The organism is Kitasatospora sp. NPDC057965 (assembly GCF_042887135.1).
In the GTDB taxonomy this organism is placed as follows: Bacteria; Actinomycetota; Actinomycetes; order Streptomycetales; family Streptomycetaceae; genus Kitasatospora.
In genome coordinates, this window is record NZ_JBHVPZ010000018.1 from 70155 (window position 1) to 84550 (window position 14396).

Consider the following 14396-nt stretch of genomic DNA (forward strand, 5'->3'; position numbering starts at 1 on the left):
TGGTGGTGCGACGGGCCGGCCCCGGGTCGGGCCGGCCCTGCCGCGGTCAGCCTCAGTGGTGCGCGATGTCGACGTTCTCCAGGACGCCGACGGCGTCCGGCACCAGAATCGCGGCGGAGTAGTAGGCGCTCACCAGATAGGAAATGACGGCCTTCTCGTTGATTCCCATGAACCGCACCGAAAGGCTCGGCTCGACTTCATCGGGAATTCCGGCCTGGTGCAGACCGATGACACCCTGGTTGTCCTCGCCGGTGCGCATGGCGAGGATCGACGTGGTGTTCCCGTTGACGATCGGGAGCTTGTTGCACGGGAAGACCGGCACGCCGCGCCAGCCGAACACCCGGCGGCCCTGCACCTCGACGGTGTCCGGGTAGAGACCGCGCCGGTTGCACTCGCGGCCGAACGCGGCGATGGCGCGCGGGTGGGCCAGGAAGAGCTTGGTGCTGCGGCGGCGGCTCAGCAGCTCGTCCATGTCGTCCGGGGTGGGCGGGCCGGAGTGGGTCTGGATCCGCTGCTCGTAGGAGGCGTTGGCGAGCAGGCCGAACTCCGCGTTGTTGACCAGCTCGTGCTCCTGACGCTCGCGCAGCGCCTCGATGGTCAGCCGCAGCTGGTGCTCGGTCTGGTTCATCGGCTGGTTGTAGAGGTCGGCGACCCGGCTGTGCACCTTGAGGATCGTCTGGGCGACGCTCAGCTCGTACTCGCGCGGCTTGAGCTCGTAGTCCACGAAGGCGCTGGGGAGCTCGTACTCGCCGTGGTGGCCGGCGGAGAGGTCGATCGCCGCCTCACCGTGCTTGTTCTGCGGCTGCTGGAACCCGGCCAGGTACTCCATGACCTGCAGTTGGAGCGCCTCGGAGCGGTCGGCGAGCTCCTGGAAGGCGGACCACCGGAGCGACAGCACGGTGGCGGCGGTGTCCGCCCGGACGGTGTACGGCCAGGTGGCGTCCTCCTGCTGGAGCACCTCGTCACCGAGGTGGTCGCCGTCGGCCGCCGAACCGACGACGGCCTCCTCGCCGTACTTGCCCGTTCCGAGCCGACTGAGCTTCCCGTAGGCGATGATGAAGACCTCGTCGATCGGCGCCCCGGCCGAGACCAGTACCTCACCCGCGGAGAACTCGCGTTGGACGAAGCGCCCGGCCAGCTCCTCCAGCAGGGCGTCGTCCTGGAAACCCCGCAGCACCGGCACCTCGCGCAGGGTCGGTGCCAGGATCCGGGCCTGGCTGCCCGTCCGGTCGAAGCTGACCCGGCCGCGGCCGACGGCGTGCCGCAGCCGGCGGTTGACCCGGTAGGTGCCGGCCGAGACCTGGACCCAGGGGAGCGTCCTGAGCAGCCAACGGGGGCTGATCTCCTGCATCTGCGGCGCGGACTTGGTCGTCGTCGCGAGGTTCCGCGCGGCGGCGGTGGCAAGACTCTGCTGGTCCGCGGCCCGCGCTTCACCGCCCGGTGCAGGAATACCGACGTTGGTTTCGGTCGACATAGGGAGCCCTTCGCGTACCCGTACCCGATGAAGTGTCGCCTTGCAACTTGCAAGAATCATGGTGGGCCCTTTCAGAGGGCAACCGCAATCACTCTTTCGAGTGGTCGGAATAACCGAAAAAATAGTACGAATAGAATGTCTGATCGATACTTATTCGATCAGGTGATCTAATCTTTTCCGGAACAGGACGGTCCGGTTCTCCTCCCCGACCCGTACGCGGCAGGCCCACCCCGCGTTCGATCCCGTTCGGCGGACCGCTAAGGTGCCACCTCAAAGGGCCACGGGCCACTGGACGAGCGCGGCCGCGAGACAGCCCTTCTCCCTCGTTCACCCCTGCCCTGGGAGGCCCCATGAGCGCCCCCGTCACCGTCTGGCTCAACCGCACGTACGCCGAGAACGTGTTCTTCATCGAACAGCTGCGCGCCGCTCCGCGCCCGGTCCGGGTCCACGCGACCCACGTCGACCCCGACTCCCCCGTCCTGGCCGCCGCCGACACCGCCGGCCTGGAACCCGCCGACCTCACTCCCGACGCCTACGTCGCCTTCGCCCTCGACCACTGCGCCCGCCACCGCGTCGACGTCTTCGTGCCACGGCTGCACCAGCTCGCGATATCCCTGCACCGCCAGGAGTTCGAGGCCGTCGGCACCGCCCTCGCCTGCCCGCCCGCCACCGCGATCGCCGCCTTCGCCAGCAAGGCCGACGGCTACGCGGCGATGGCCGACGCCGGACTGCCCACCCCGCCGTGGTGGCTGGTGCGCACCGCCGGGGACCTGGTCGCCGCCGTCGACCGGATCGAGTCGGCCGGCCTCACCGCCTGCCTCAAGCCCGCCTCCGGCGCCGGCGGCGAGGGCTTCCGGATCCTCACCCGGGAGCCGTTCGGGCTCCACCGGCTGGCCGGCTGGGACAGCCGGGTCCAGGTCGAGCAGGTGGCCACCGCGCTCGACCGGGCGGCCCGGGAGAACCCGGACGCCGCCACCGACCTGCTGGTCATGCCCTACCTCGACGGCCCCGAGGTCTCCGTGGACTGCCTCGCCGACCTGGACGGCACGCTGCTCGCCGCCGTCGGCCGCAGCAAGGAGCGGCGGCGGCGCAGCTTCACCACAGCACCCCGGTACCTGGAACCCGCCCGCCGCCTGGTCGAGGCCACCGGGATGGCCTACCTCTCCAATGTGCAGTTCCGGCACCTGCGCGGCGAGCCGGTGGTGATCGACGTCAACACCCGGCCCTCCGGCGGGCTGCACCAGCTGAGCCTGTGCGGGCTCAACCTGCCGTGGAACGCGGTGCAGTTGGCGCTCGGCGAGCGGCCCGACACCGAGTGGGCCGGGGACCCGACGGGCATCGAGTACACCCTCGTCTCCGGGATCCGGCCGGTGCTGCCGCGCCAACTCCCGCCGATCCCGCCGCTCACCCCGGTCGGTCCCGCCGGTCCCGCCGGTCCCACCGCTCCGGGCAGCCTGGCGGCGGGCCAGCTGGTGCACTGACCCACCGTCAAGCAGCCGTTCAGAGGGGACCGTTCCAGTCCAGCGTCGGCTCCAGCACACCCTCCAGGGTGAGCAGCCAGCGCTTCACGTCGATCCCGACCCGGCCGCCGCCGAAGCCGCCGATCCCGTCCGCCGCCACCACCCGGTGGCAGGGCACCAGCAGCGCGACGGGGTTGGCGGCCATCATCTGCCCGACCGTACGCGCGGCCAGCCCGGGCTCCTCGACCTCGCCGAACACCCCGCTGCGGGCCGCGAGTTCGCCGTAGGTGATGGTCCGCCCGAACGGCACCTCGTGCAGCAGCGTCTGCAGCACCGCCCGGTGCGGGCCGGTGCTCAGGCTCCAGTCGATCGGCAGGTCCAGCTGCCGCCGCCGCCCCGCGAGGTACTCGCCGACCCGGCCGGTGACCGCGGCGATCTTCGACTCGTCGGCACAGCGCGGGAGTTCGCCCTCCCGGCCGAGGTAGCCGACGGCCGCCACGCCCCGCACGGTCACCGCGACGTGCAACGGGCCGCTCGGCAGCGGGGTGTCCACGGTCAGCCAGGACATCGGCGCCGCCGTACGCTCTGCCACGTGTTCCCCCACGTCCTCCCCGGCGCGTGCGGACCACCCGCCCCGCGCGCCATCGTACGGCGGGGCCGGCGGCTGGCGCGGCGCGGCCACGAGGCTGACCCTAACGGCGCCCCTTCAGCTCCGCGGCGACCGTCCGCGCCCAGTGCACCAGTTCGGCCCGGTCGGGTGCCCGCCCCTCGCAGAGGGCGGCGAGCTGGGCCTCGTTGATCCGGTTCGGCCCCGGGATCTCCAGCAGGTACGCGAGTTCGTCCAGCACGGTGGCGAGCCGCACGGCGTCCGCGTGGTCCACGGACGCGGCAGCCTCGTGGTGGCTGATGGTGAGAGAACCGGGCATGGCCTACCTCCTCCGTTCGCCCCCGCACCCCTCCACGGTACGACCGCCGGGCTCACCCGGCACCCGCCGCGCTCGGGGCCGACTCCCCGCCGCGCTCCGCCCCCTGTTCCGACCCGGGCTCCGGCTCCTGTTCCGGCTCCGGCTCCGGCTCCGGCTCCGGCTCCTCCCAGCGTCGGCCGCGCACCTCGCGCACCGCCAACACCACCGCCACGGAGACCAGCTGCCACCCCGCGCCGAAGGCCAGCACGGCCGCCACCCCCACCCGGTCGGCCAGCGGACCGGCCGCCGCCAGGCCCAGCGGCCCCAGCACGAACGCGCCCAGCCCGCCGAACGCCGTCACCCGCACCAGCACCTCCGTCGGCACCCAGCTCTGCAGGGTCGACTCGTACAGCGAGCCGCAGACCGCCGACCCGGCACCCGCCACCAGCGCCGCCCCGGCCACCCAGGCCAGCGGCAGCCCGGCCGCGAGGGCCGCCGAGGGCAGCGCCCAGCCGAGACCCGCCAGCGTCGCCACCGCGAGCGGCCGGCCGGGCCGGCGCCCCAGCATCAGCACCCCGCCCAGCACCGCGCCCACCCCGTAGACGCCCATCACCAGGCCCCAGGCCCGCGCCCCGCCCAGCTCGCGCTGCGCGGTCAGCGGCCCCAGCACCAGGAACGGCGCCCAGACCAGCAGGTTGAACAGCGCCATCTGCAGCGTGGTCACCCAGAGCCACCGGCGGGAGCGGAACTCACCCCAGCCGTCCCGCAGATCGGCCACCATCGAACCCTCGCCGCCGCCCGCGCCCGCACCCTTCGGCACCGCTGCGGACAGCCGGGCCAGGGCGAGCGCGCCCACCCCGTACGTCACCGCGTCGATCAGCAGTACCGCCCCCGGACCGAGGCCCGCCGTGATCACGCCGGCGAGCGCGGGACCGGCCACCGTGGACACCGAACGCGCTAGGCCCAGCAGGGTGTTGGCGTCCGACAGCCGCTCCGGCCGACGCACCAGCGAGGGCACCAGCGCGCCCAGCGCCGGCAGGAACACCCCCTCGCCCAGCCCCCACAGGGCGACCAGCACCACCATCGCCGGAACCGACGCGTGCCCGGTGACCAGCAGCGCCGCGAAGACGCCCTGCACCGCACAGCGCAGCCCGTCCGACGCCAGCATCACCCGCCGGCTGCCCAGCCGGTCCGCGATCACCCCGCCGGCCACCAGCACCAGCACGATCGGCAGGATCCGGGCGGCCATCACCCAGCCGAGCTGCGACCCGCCGCCCCCACCGTCCAGCACCGCGAACGCCACCGCGACCGGCGCCATCGAGGAGCCGACCAGCGAGGTCGCGTAGCCGACGAAGAACCACCTGAAATCGCGTTCCCCCAGCACCGCAAGACGGCCGCGCAGCCGCCGACGGCGGGCCGGAGTCCGCCCCGTCTCCCCTGTCATGGTCGTCCAGTCTGCCCACGGACGGAAACCGCGGACAAGGCTTTCCGACCAAAAACCTGAGCCTTTCCCCATCAATTTTCAGTCAATCCCTCCCTGCCGCAGTAAATACCCCCGACAATCGGTACCCACCTGCCGTTTACTGCGCACCGGACTATCCTTTCCCCGACCCCCGCTGGCGTCGTTTACTGCGGAAAGCAGGTCCGAATGGCCCCTCCTCCCCCGGTCGAGTACGCGGTGGCCGTCGAGCGCTACCTGACCGCCTCCGGGCTCGGTGACGGCTCCCGCCGCGTCTACCGGATCGCCCTGCACACCTGGGCCTGGGCGCTCGCCGACCGGCCCGCCCCCACCGGACCCGAACGCCGCCGGGCCCGGCCGCCGGTCCTGCCGCTCGCCCTGCTCGACCATCCCGAGGCCCCCGCCCGCCTCCGGACCGCCGTCGACCACCGCTCCCGTGACACCGACCCGCGCACCCTCAACCGCGAGCTCTCCACCCTGCGCGCCGCCCTCGCCTGGTGGCGCCGGCAGGGCTGGATCCGCACCGACCCCGCCGACGGCCTGCGCGCCCGTCCCCTCACCGACCCCGGCACCGGCCCGGCACCGCTCACCCCGGACCGGCTGCACGCCCTGTTCGCGCTCCGCGTCCCGCTGCGCGAACAGGCCCTCTGGCGCCTCCTGCACGAGAGCGGCGCCCCCGTCGAGACCGTCCTCGCCCTCGACGCCGACGACCTCGACCTACCCCACCGCCGCACCCGGCCCCCGGCCCCGCCCCTCACCTGGCAGGCCGGCACCGCCCGGCTGCTCCCCCTCCTGCTCGCCGGCCGCACCACCGGCCCGCTCTTCCTCACCACCCGCCGCGCCCCCGCCGGCACCCCCGCCCCCGACCGCTGCCCCCACACCCACCGCGCCCGCCTCTCCTACCGCCGCGCCGCCGAACTGCTCACCACCCACGCCCCCAGCCACACCCTCCGCCAGCTCCGCCCCCGGCCGCGGCCCTGACGGAACGCCGAAGGCCCCCCGGCTGCACGCCGGGGGGCCTTCGCGAGGAACCCGTGGAGCCCCCTGTCGGATTCGAACCGACGACCTACGCTTTACAAGAACACCAGTAGGAAGATCGGTGGATCGGAGAGTCTCGGAGAGGGCCGGAGAGCCCAGCAAAGCCCGCGCCTCTCTCGCCAACTCAGAGGATCGGAGAGGGCGAGAGAGGCTCGGAGAGTGGGGGTTGTGGACCGGATGTGGACTCAGGACACCACGCGGAGCTGCGGCTTCCCCTCCTGCACGAGGGCCGCGCGCACCGACTCCACAACGTCGGCCCCGGCGTGCTGGTACAACCACGTCACCTTGGATCCGCGGTCGTGCCCCATGATCGCCTGAGCCTCCTTCTCCGGCACGCCCTGATCCTTGAGCCTGGTCGCGAAGCGATGCCTGTAGTCGTGCATCCGCGGCCACCACTCCGTACGCCCGGTCTCCGCACTGACCACCTTTCGGGCCACCCCGGCCGCCTGGATCGCCTCGATCCACACGCGCCGGAAGTTGTGGTGGCTGATCACCCCGCCGCGCGGGCCCCGGAAGATCAGCTCTTCTGGGTGCATCCCGGAGTCGGTGTCCGAGCGAGTGTCCTTCGGTTTCCACCGAGCCACCATCTCCTCGACCGCGGCCAGGGCGCGGGGGGTGAGCGGCACCGTCCGGAAGCCCGCGTCAGTCTTGGGCGCTGGCTGCCGGTAAAGGGTCCCCTTGTCGGCCGCGATGATCTCGGCGACGCGCACGGTGGCCGCCTCCAGGTCGACGTGGCAGAGCCGCAGGCCGGTGTACTCGCCCCACCGCATGCCCGTCTCGTCGGCGACCGCGATGAGCGGGTGGTAGTACGCCGGCAGGTGCGCCAGGATCCGCTCGCACTGCTCGTCCGTCGGCGGCTTGAGGTCGTCGGGGTGCCGGGCCGCCGGCGCCTCCAGCTCGACGCCGAACGTGCAGTTGGTGGTGATCCGCTTGTCGAGGATCGCGGCCTGCATCATGCGCCGCATGAACTCCAGGCACTTCTTGCGGGTGTGGTAGCCCTTGACGTCGTTCTGCAGCCAGGTGTCGAAGTCGAGGAACCCGATCCCGCTGATCTTCCAACCGCCCCACTGCGGCTTGATGTGCTTCGACCAGATCCCCATCTTGCGGTTGCGCGTGGTCGGGCGCCCCTTCTTCTTCTGGCTCTTCCACCAGATCGCGTGCCACTCCGTCACGGTGATCTGGCCGCGCTTCGGGTCGAGGTAGGTGCCCTGCCGGACGGTGGTCCGCACCTCGTCGAGGAAGGCGTCTGCCTCCCCCTTCTTCGCGAAGTTGCGCGCCTTCTGCTTGCCGTCCGGCCCGCGGTACCGGGCCTGCCACGACCCAATGCAGTCGCGCCGCGGCTTCCGGTCGCCCGGGTACGTTTCCAAGCACAGCTTGCAGCCGCAGTCCTTGTGCCTGATCTGGCGGGGGTTGTTCTGCGCCCTACGAGGCAACTCGGGCCTCCTCGACCGCGCGCTGGGCCGGGACGAGCGGCAGCCGAACGGGCTGGCCGCAGCAGCAGACCGCTCTGCCCGGTGGCTGGGGGATCGCCAGTTCAGTCAGGACGGCGCGGACAGCGGTGATCGCCGCGTCGGCGCTGAGGCCGGCGGGGATGGTGATGGTGAGGTTGGCCGGGTCCCAGGGCATGAGGGTGACCACTGGGGCGGTACTCCGGCGGACGGTGATGCACATGCGCGTGTGCTCCCCCTTAGGGCATGGCGAACTGCCTGCGGGCCGCTAGGGGAGGACGGTTCAGCGGTGCTGGAGCACATGAGCATAGGGCGCATCAGTGACACGCGCGAGCAAGATGGTGGCGCGGCACTCGAAGACGTGCACCCCCGCGCGGCATGTGCCAGGTTTCAGGCGGACCAGGGGTGCTGGTCGGGTGCGGCAAGAGCCGCGAGCTGACGCTCGATGATGCGCTGCTCGTCAGCGGTCAGGCGCCGATACAGCTCCAGGATCCGTTCCTCGGCATCCGGGGTGAGTGATCCCGGGGTCCGGCGACCAGCGGCGGCGAAGACGCGCTCGCGGGGCTCGCCGAGGGCAGCCGCCAGCTTGTCGGCGGACTTGCGCGAGGGGACGCGCTCCCCGTTCACCCAGGTGTTGACGGCGGAGACGGACACGCCAGCCCGCCGCGCGATCTCGGTCTGCGTGAGCTCAGGGCGAGCGTCCTGGACGCGCCGGATCAGCTGCGGGAGCGTCTCGCCGCTCTCGTCAACCGTGTTCATGCCGCCAGCATGCCGGATTGCCTTCCACATATACAAGCGCAACGTGGAAGGCTGGCGCGATTCCCACCATAGGGGAACATGCGTTCGATAGCAGTCGACACGCCAACTCTCTCCGAATCTCTCCAGGCCTCTCCGAACCCTCTTGACCGCCTTCCACATCTACAGTAGAAATGTGGATGTCGGCAGCGACCAGCTACCGACAGAGAGAGGTCCCCATGTCCCGCCTGCTGCACCGCAAGGGCCGAGGCCAGCCGATCCGCGAGGCCATGGCCTCCGGCAGGTGGTCCATTCCCACGCTCGCCGCCGCCACCAGGTCGGTCGACCCGGACGGCCGAGGGGTCAGCCAGTCGATCATCGGCGCCCTCGTCTCGCGAGGGAGCTTCACCCGCGACAGGGTCCGGCTCCGGACGGCATGGCTCATTGCCGATGCCCTCGGGCAGCCGGTCCAGGCGCTCTTCGACATGCCCCGAGCTTCTACTTCTACACCGGAAAGGTCAATGCCACATGAGCGTGACCACGCTTCCGCTCCCGCTCCCCCTGCTTAAGCAGGTGCAGGTCGAGGAGCACTACGGCGTCAGCGACTGGGCCGTCAACCAGTGGGTTCGCCGGGGCTGCCCGGTCGAGTACCTGCCGAACGGTCACCGGCGCTTTGACCTCGACAAGGTCCGCGCGTGGATGGCCGAGCAGTCCGAGGCCGGCCGCCAGCAGCGCCTCCGCCAGTCCGAGCACGCGCTCGCCCAGCGCCCCGCCTGACCCACCCAGACATGGGTCGGGCCTCCGCCCGGCAGCCCGGTCGCACCCGGATGCCGCCCGCGAAGGCCCAGCGGCCCACCGATCAACCCAAGACGAAAGGAGGTAGGCCTCATGTCGAAGCCTACCGAACCCCTGACCGAGGAGTACCTCGACGAGCTCCGGGCCACGTACGCGGGCACCGAGTCCGCCGAGGGCCGGATCATCGTCGCGCTGCTCGACGAGCTGGAGACGGTGGACGACGCGCTGCACGCCTCCGAGGACGAGGTCGAGTCGCTGCGAGCCAAGGTCGCCCGGTTGCGCCAGAAGATCTCGCCGAAGGCGCCGAGCGCGTCCCTGTCGAAGACGCCGTCGGGGAAGTGGGCGGTGCGCTGGCGGGTGAGCGACGGCCTGCGGCACTCGCAGTCGTTCCCGAACCGGCGCGACGCGGAGCACTTCCGGGCGGACCTGCTCGGCCGCTGGAACGGCGGTGCCCGATGAGGGCCCCTGCTGTCCCGGTGCGGACGGTGCTCGCCGGGATCGCCGTGCTCCGCCAGGCCGCTGGCCTGAGCGCACAGCCCGCCGACGCGATCGCCCTCGACCTGTCCGGCCGGCGCGTCACCGTGACCGCCGCCTCGATCGGCGAGCTGTCCGCCTGGTACGTCGTCGTGACGCCCCGCAGCGCCGTCGTCGGCGGCCGGGCCGGGCGCGGCGCGGATGGTCTGCCCCTCCCGCTCGGCGGTCTGCAGTGGGTGCTGGCGTACGGCATCCCGGGCTGCCCCGGTGTGGAGCTGTCGGTCGTCGCCGAGACGTCCGGGGGCGAGCTGCTGCCGGACACCGCGCTGGTTCGGGCCCTGTACCCGCGGGCCCTGGCGGTGGCCGCATGAGCGCGCTCGAGCTGGCGGCGCAGGCCTCCGCGCTGCAGGCCGCCGTCCACCTGACCCGCTTGGTCGCGGACGCCGGAACGGACGTCGCCCCGGTGTGGACCGTCGACGGCGCCGGCGCCGTGATCGGCACCTTCACCGGCGCCCACGGCTTGGTCGACCTGGACCGGTGGCGCCGCACAGTCGGCCCGCACACCGTCTGGTCGGACCGGACCCGCGAGGGCCTGCGCTGGACGATCGGCGTGCTCGTCCAGGACGTGATGGTCCGCCTGGTCGCGACCGCCCCGGCCCGGACGGCGGTGCCCACGTGATGCCCCCCGCGCTGAGGGCCGCCGCCGCGCTGCACGTCCTGCTCGCCCGGGACCTCACCGTGGCCGAGCTGCCGCTGTCGTGGTCGATCGGGTCGGACGGCGCCCTGCACGCGGCCCCGTCGTACCAGGCGCCCGAGGGGCCCGCTGCGGTGCGGGCTCTGGCGGCGGCGCTCGGCGTCGGAACGCACGAGTCGACGCTCGCCAGCAAGGGCGACCGCAGCGACCTGGTGGTGCACCTGCTCTACGACGCCGCGATCGACGGAGTGCCGGTGTTCGCCACCGCCTACCTGCCGGTCGACGTGCCGGCCGAGGACGGTGCCCTGTGATCGCCTTCCTGCTGCTCGGCCTGCCCCTCGTGGCGATGGCGCTGATCGTGCTCTGGCCGAGCCGCGAGCAGCGCGCCGCCCGCCGCCGACGCCGCGCGTACCGCCGCGCCCGCACCGTCACCCTCCCCCGCCAGCGCACCACCGACCTCCCGAAGGACGACGCCTGATGACCTTCACCTTCGCCCCCGCCACCCGCGAGCAGGCCAAGGCCCGCATCGCCCTCGAGGGGCCGTCGGGCTCCGGCAAGACCTACACCGCTCTCACCCTCGCCACCACGATGTCCCCCCGCGTCGCCCTCATCGACACCGAGCGCGGCTCCGCCTCCAAGTACGCGGCCGGCCACAGCGGGTCGGGCTTCACCTTCGACACCCTCCAGATGTCCAAGTACGACCCGCGCGACCTCGTGGCCGCGCTCGCCACGGCCGGCCAGGCCGGGTACGGCGCGGTCATCGTCGACTCCCTCACGCACTTCTGGTCCGGCACCGGCGGCATGCTCGAGCTGGTCGACGCCATCGGCAAGCGCGGCGGTGGCGGCGGCAACTTCGGCGGATGGAAGGAGGCCCGCCCCTTCGAGCGGGCGATGATCGACGCCCTGCTCGCGTACCCCGGGCACGTCATCGTCACGATGCGCACCAAGTCCGAGTACGTCATCGAGGAGGACTCGCGCGGGAAGAAGCAGGTCCGCAAGGTCGGCACGAAGGCCGAGCAGCGTGAGGGCCTGGAGTACGAGTTCGACATCGTCGGCGACCTGGACCAGGAGAACACCCTGGTCGTCACCAAGTCGCGCTGCCCGGAGCTCTCCGGGGCCGTGATCAACCGCCCTTCCGCCGACCTCGCGACCACCGTCCTGACGTGGCTGGAGGACGGCACGGAGGTGCCCGACGCGGCCGAGCTGGTCGGCGAGCTGATGGCCGACGGGTTGACGGTGGACGGTGCGCTCGCGCTGCACAAGCGGGCGGAACAGCACCGGCTGTTGGGGGCCGCGGTGCTGCACCCCGTGACGGGCATCCCGTCCACGCTGGGTGAGCTGATCGTGGAGCGTGGGCGGCAGTTGCGGGCCGGGGGCACCCAGCGGTTGGCGGCAGTTCCGGCGGTGCCGGGCGGTGAGCCGACGGATCACGAGGTCGCCCTGGCGGCCGGGTCCGGCTACGAGGCGGTCGAGCGGGAGGCGGTGGCCGAGTCGGACCGCCGGGTCCAGGCGGCCCGCACCGCGGTGGCCGGTCCGGAGCTCGCGACGGCGCCGCAGATGCGCCGCATCCACGCCGTGCTGACGAAGGTCGGCATCACCGACCGGACCGAGCGGCACACCGTGCTCTCCGCGCTCGTCGGCCGGCACATCAGCAGCGCGAACGAGCTGACGAAGGCGGACGCGGGCGACGTCATCGACTCCCTCGACGCCGCGCTCGCCCAGCCCGACCCGGGCGCGTACCTGCGCTCCGTCGCGCAGAACATCTCCGCCGCGGCCTGACCCATCGCACCGGCGGGGCCGCGCGCACCCCTCCCCAGCGCGCGGCCCCGCCCTCACCCCTCAGAGAGGAGGTTCCCCATGGTCACCCCCACCGTCGAGCAGGCCGACGCGATCGCCTCGTACGGCGACGGCACGGACCTGGTCATTCAGGCCGGCGCAGGGTGCGGCAAGTCCTCGACGCTGAAGCTGATCGCCCGGGCGGACGGCCGCCGCCGCATGGCGTACGTCGCCTACAACCGCAGCATCGCCGCCGACGCGAAGAAGAGCTTCCCGGCCAACGTGGCCGCGTCGACCGGGCACGGCCTCGCGTTCGACCCGCGGTACCTGCCGCGCATCCAACGGCCGCGCCAGACCGCCCTCCAGGCCGCCCAGGCCCTCGACATCGACCGCATCACCGGCGGCATCCAGCGCATCCCCACCGACCTCGGCCACGTCAAGACCATGACCAGCAAGGTGACGATGCGCGCCGCCCTGGAGACCGTGGAGCGGTACTGCCACAGCGCGGACGACGACCTCGCCGCCCGGCACGTCCCCCGCTACGACGGGCTGACCAGCCCGGCCACCCGGGCCGCGATCGCCGAGCTGGTGCTGCCCGTCGCCCGCGCGGCGTGGGCCGACCTGCGGCGCGAGGACGGCGTGCTCAAGATGAGCCACGACCACTACCTGAAGCTGTGGGCGCTCGGCCGGCCCCGTCTCGCCGCGGACGTGGTGTTGCTCGACGAGGCCCAGGACACCAACGACGTCCTGGCGAAGGTGCTGCTCGACCAGGAGCACGCCCAGCGCATCGCCGTCGGCGACTCCGCCCAGCAGATCTACGCCTGGCGCGGCGCCCGCGACGCGCTCGGCCGCTTCGAGCGCGAGCTCGGCGCCCAACTCACCACCCTCAGCCAGTCCTTCCGCTTCGGCCCGGCCATCGCCGAGGCCGCCAACACCTGGCTCTACCTGGTCGGCACCGACCTGCGGCTCACCGGCTGGGACGGCTGCAACAGCACCGTCGGCCCCGTCGACCAGCCGGACGCCGTGCTGTGCCGCACCAACTCCGGCGCGGTCGGCGTCGTCCTCGAGGCGCTGAAGGCCGACCGCCGGGTCGCCCTGGTCGGCGGCGGCACCGACATGAAGCGCCTCGCCTGGGCTGCCCGCGACCTCCAGCAGGGCAAGCCGACCGACCACCCCGAGCTGATCGCGTTCCCCAGCTGGTCGGCGGTACGCGAGTACGCCGCCGAGGAGGACGGCAGCCTCGAGGTGCTCGTCAAGCTGATCGACGACTACGGGGCCGACGCGATCGCCGACGCGGCCGACGCGATCGCCTCCGAGGACGACGCCGAACTCGTCGTCTCGACGGCGCACAAGGCGAAGGGCCGCGAGTGGCCGGCGGTGCGGATCCACGGCGACTTCCGGGCCCCGAAGCCCGACCCGGCCACCGGGCACCGAATCCTGCGCCGCGAAGAAGCCCGCCTCGCCTACGTCGCCGTCACCCGCGCCCGCCTCCGCCTCGACGACGCCGCCCTCGCCTGGGTGGGCTCGGTGACGGCGGTGAGCGACTGATGACCCAGCCCCACTACGAGGTCCGGACCAAGCAGTTCGTTCCCGGCAGCACCGCGTACCTGCGCCGCCGCCCGTGCATCTGGGTCAGCACCACCGACACCACCACGGACGACGACGTAGACCTGGTCGCCGTCGAGCGCGCCGCCAACGGCCAGGAGCCGATCCCCCCGCTCAACGTGGCCGAGCAGAGGCTCGCCGTCCACTTCATGTGGCGGGCCGGTATCTCCTACAACGACATGGCCGCCCGGGCGGGGATCGTGCAGCGCAAGGTCGCCCGCTGGGTGGCCAAGGAGAAGGCGGCCGAGGGGGCGGCGGCGTGAGCGCGCACCGGTGCGGTGCCGGGAAGGGCCCGTGCGGCGCCGACGCCCGCCTGTACCCGGCCGGTTGGCGCTGCCCCGCCCACACCCCGGCCGCCCAAGCCGGCCACGCCGAGCCGCAGCCCGGCCCCGGCTACCGGCCCCAGGCCCTGCCCACCCCGCAGTCCGCCAGCGCCCTCGTCGACGCCCGAGCGATCGCCGCCGGAAAGCGCCGCGCCAGCGTCCAGGACTACCGGCTCGCGCAGGCCGCCACCGGCCGTACCACCAGCTGAA

19 protein-coding genes and 1 tRNA gene are annotated in these 14396 nt (G+C 72.7%); 12 read left to right on the top strand and 8 right to left on the bottom strand.

Going from position 1 to position 14396, the window contains the following annotated elements:
• Positions 1-52 precede the first annotated feature (52 nt).
• Complete coding sequence (locus ACFVVU_RS23445) at positions 53-1474, bottom strand: family 2B encapsulin nanocompartment shell protein (RefSeq protein ID WP_380682781.1); 1422 nt, start codon at positions 1472-1474, stop codon at positions 53-55.
• A 350-nt stretch (positions 1475-1824) separates the two neighbouring features.
• Here ACFVVU_RS23445 and ACFVVU_RS23450 point away from each other — a divergent pair, with 350 nt between their 5' ends.
• Complete coding sequence (locus ACFVVU_RS23450) at positions 1825-2955, top strand: ATP-grasp domain-containing protein (RefSeq protein WP_387791981.1); 1131 nt, start codon at positions 1825-1827, stop codon at positions 2953-2955.
• 19 nt (positions 2956-2974) lie between these two features.
• On the opposite strand, the gene ACFVVU_RS23455 is transcribed toward ACFVVU_RS23450, so the two are convergent.
• From ACFVVU_RS23455 to ACFVVU_RS23465, 3 genes are all read right to left on the bottom strand, one after another.
• Positions 2975-3526 (bottom strand): methylated-DNA--[protein]-cysteine S-methyltransferase, encoded by a 552-nt coding sequence (locus tag ACFVVU_RS23455; RefSeq protein ID WP_380682783.1) that lies wholly within the window; start codon positions 3524-3526, stop codon positions 2975-2977.
• A gap of 100 nt (positions 3527-3626) precedes the next feature.
• Positions 3627-3860 carry a hypothetical protein gene (locus ACFVVU_RS23460; RefSeq protein ID WP_380682784.1) on the bottom strand — a complete coding sequence of 78 codons (234 nt, stop codon included), beginning with the start codon at positions 3858-3860 and terminating at the stop codon, positions 3627-3629.
• Between the two features lie 52 nt (positions 3861-3912).
• A complete protein-coding gene (locus ACFVVU_RS23465) occupies positions 3913-5283 on the bottom strand; it encodes an MFS transporter (RefSeq protein WP_387791983.1) in 1371 nt (456 codons plus the stop codon).
• 204 nt (positions 5284-5487) lie between these two features.
• Here ACFVVU_RS23465 and ACFVVU_RS23470 point away from each other — a divergent pair, with 204 nt between their 5' ends.
• Complete coding sequence (locus ACFVVU_RS23470; RefSeq protein WP_387791986.1) at positions 5488-6279, top strand: hypothetical protein; 792 nt, start codon at positions 5488-5490, stop codon at positions 6277-6279.
• 54 nt (positions 6280-6333) lie between these two features.
• Here the strand turns inward: ACFVVU_RS23470 and ACFVVU_RS23475 are convergent.
• From ACFVVU_RS23475 to ACFVVU_RS23490, 4 genes are all read right to left on the bottom strand, one after another.
• Positions 6334-6479, bottom strand: a tRNA-OTHER gene (locus ACFVVU_RS23475).
• Between the two features lie 42 nt (positions 6480-6521).
• Positions 6522-7769 (bottom strand): tyrosine-type recombinase/integrase, encoded by a 1248-nt coding sequence (locus ACFVVU_RS23480; protein WP_387791988.1) that lies wholly within the window; start codon positions 7767-7769, stop codon positions 6522-6524.
• The gene (locus ACFVVU_RS23485; RefSeq protein WP_387791990.1) at positions 7759-8007 is read right to left on the bottom strand and encodes a hypothetical protein; all 249 of its coding nucleotides are present in this window, start codon (positions 8005-8007) and stop codon (positions 7759-7761) included. The genes ACFVVU_RS23480 and ACFVVU_RS23485 overlap by 11 nt, the downstream gene beginning before the upstream one ends.
• Positions 8008-8174: 167 nt before the next feature.
• Entirely contained in the window at positions 8175-8543 is a 369-nt protein-coding gene (locus ACFVVU_RS23490) for a helix-turn-helix transcriptional regulator (protein WP_387791992.1), read from the bottom strand.
• A gap of 504 nt (positions 8544-9047) precedes the next feature.
• Here ACFVVU_RS23490 and ACFVVU_RS23495 point away from each other — a divergent pair.
• From ACFVVU_RS23495 to ACFVVU_RS23540, 10 genes are all read left to right on the top strand, one after another.
• A complete protein-coding gene (locus ACFVVU_RS23495) occupies positions 9048-9296 on the top strand; it encodes a hypothetical protein (RefSeq protein WP_387791993.1) in 249 nt (82 codons plus the stop codon).
• Positions 9297-9407: 111 nt separating this feature from the next.
• A complete protein-coding gene (locus ACFVVU_RS23500) occupies positions 9408-9773 on the top strand; it encodes a hypothetical protein (protein WP_387791994.1) in 366 nt (121 codons plus the stop codon).
• On the top strand, positions 9770-10159 hold the full coding sequence (locus ACFVVU_RS23505) for a hypothetical protein (protein ID WP_387791996.1): 390 nt from the start codon (positions 9770-9772) through the stop codon (positions 10157-10159). Before ACFVVU_RS23500 ends, ACFVVU_RS23505 begins: the two co-directional genes overlap by 4 nt.
• On the top strand, positions 10156-10467 hold the full coding sequence (locus ACFVVU_RS23510; protein WP_387791998.1) for a hypothetical protein: 312 nt from the start codon (positions 10156-10158) through the stop codon (positions 10465-10467). The genes ACFVVU_RS23505 and ACFVVU_RS23510 overlap by 4 nt, the downstream gene beginning before the upstream one ends.
• Entirely contained in the window at positions 10467-10793 is a 327-nt protein-coding gene (locus tag ACFVVU_RS23515; protein WP_387791999.1) for a hypothetical protein, read from the top strand. The genes ACFVVU_RS23510 and ACFVVU_RS23515 overlap by 1 nt, the downstream gene beginning before the upstream one ends.
• Positions 10790-10960, top strand: a complete 171-nt coding sequence (locus ACFVVU_RS23520) for a hypothetical protein (protein WP_387792000.1) — start codon at positions 10790-10792, stop codon at positions 10958-10960. Before ACFVVU_RS23515 ends, ACFVVU_RS23520 begins: the two co-directional genes overlap by 4 nt.
• Positions 10960-12261 carry an ATP-binding protein gene (locus ACFVVU_RS23525; protein ID WP_387792002.1) on the top strand — a complete coding sequence of 434 codons (1302 nt, stop codon included), beginning with the start codon at positions 10960-10962 and terminating at the stop codon, positions 12259-12261. The genes ACFVVU_RS23520 and ACFVVU_RS23525 overlap by 1 nt, the downstream gene beginning before the upstream one ends.
• Before the next feature lie 78 nt (positions 12262-12339).
• Positions 12340-13806: a UvrD-helicase domain-containing protein gene (locus ACFVVU_RS23530; RefSeq protein WP_387792004.1), complete on the top strand. Its 1467-nt coding sequence runs from the start codon at positions 12340-12342 to the stop codon at positions 13804-13806.
• The gene (locus ACFVVU_RS23535) at positions 13806-14126 is read left to right on the top strand and encodes a hypothetical protein (RefSeq protein WP_387792005.1); all 321 of its coding nucleotides are present in this window, start codon (positions 13806-13808) and stop codon (positions 14124-14126) included. Before ACFVVU_RS23530 ends, ACFVVU_RS23535 begins: the two co-directional genes overlap by 1 nt.
• A complete protein-coding gene (locus tag ACFVVU_RS23540) occupies positions 14123-14395 on the top strand; it encodes a hypothetical protein (protein WP_387792007.1) in 273 nt (90 codons plus the stop codon). The genes ACFVVU_RS23535 and ACFVVU_RS23540 overlap by 4 nt, the downstream gene beginning before the upstream one ends.
• Position 14396 lies beyond the last annotated feature (1 nt).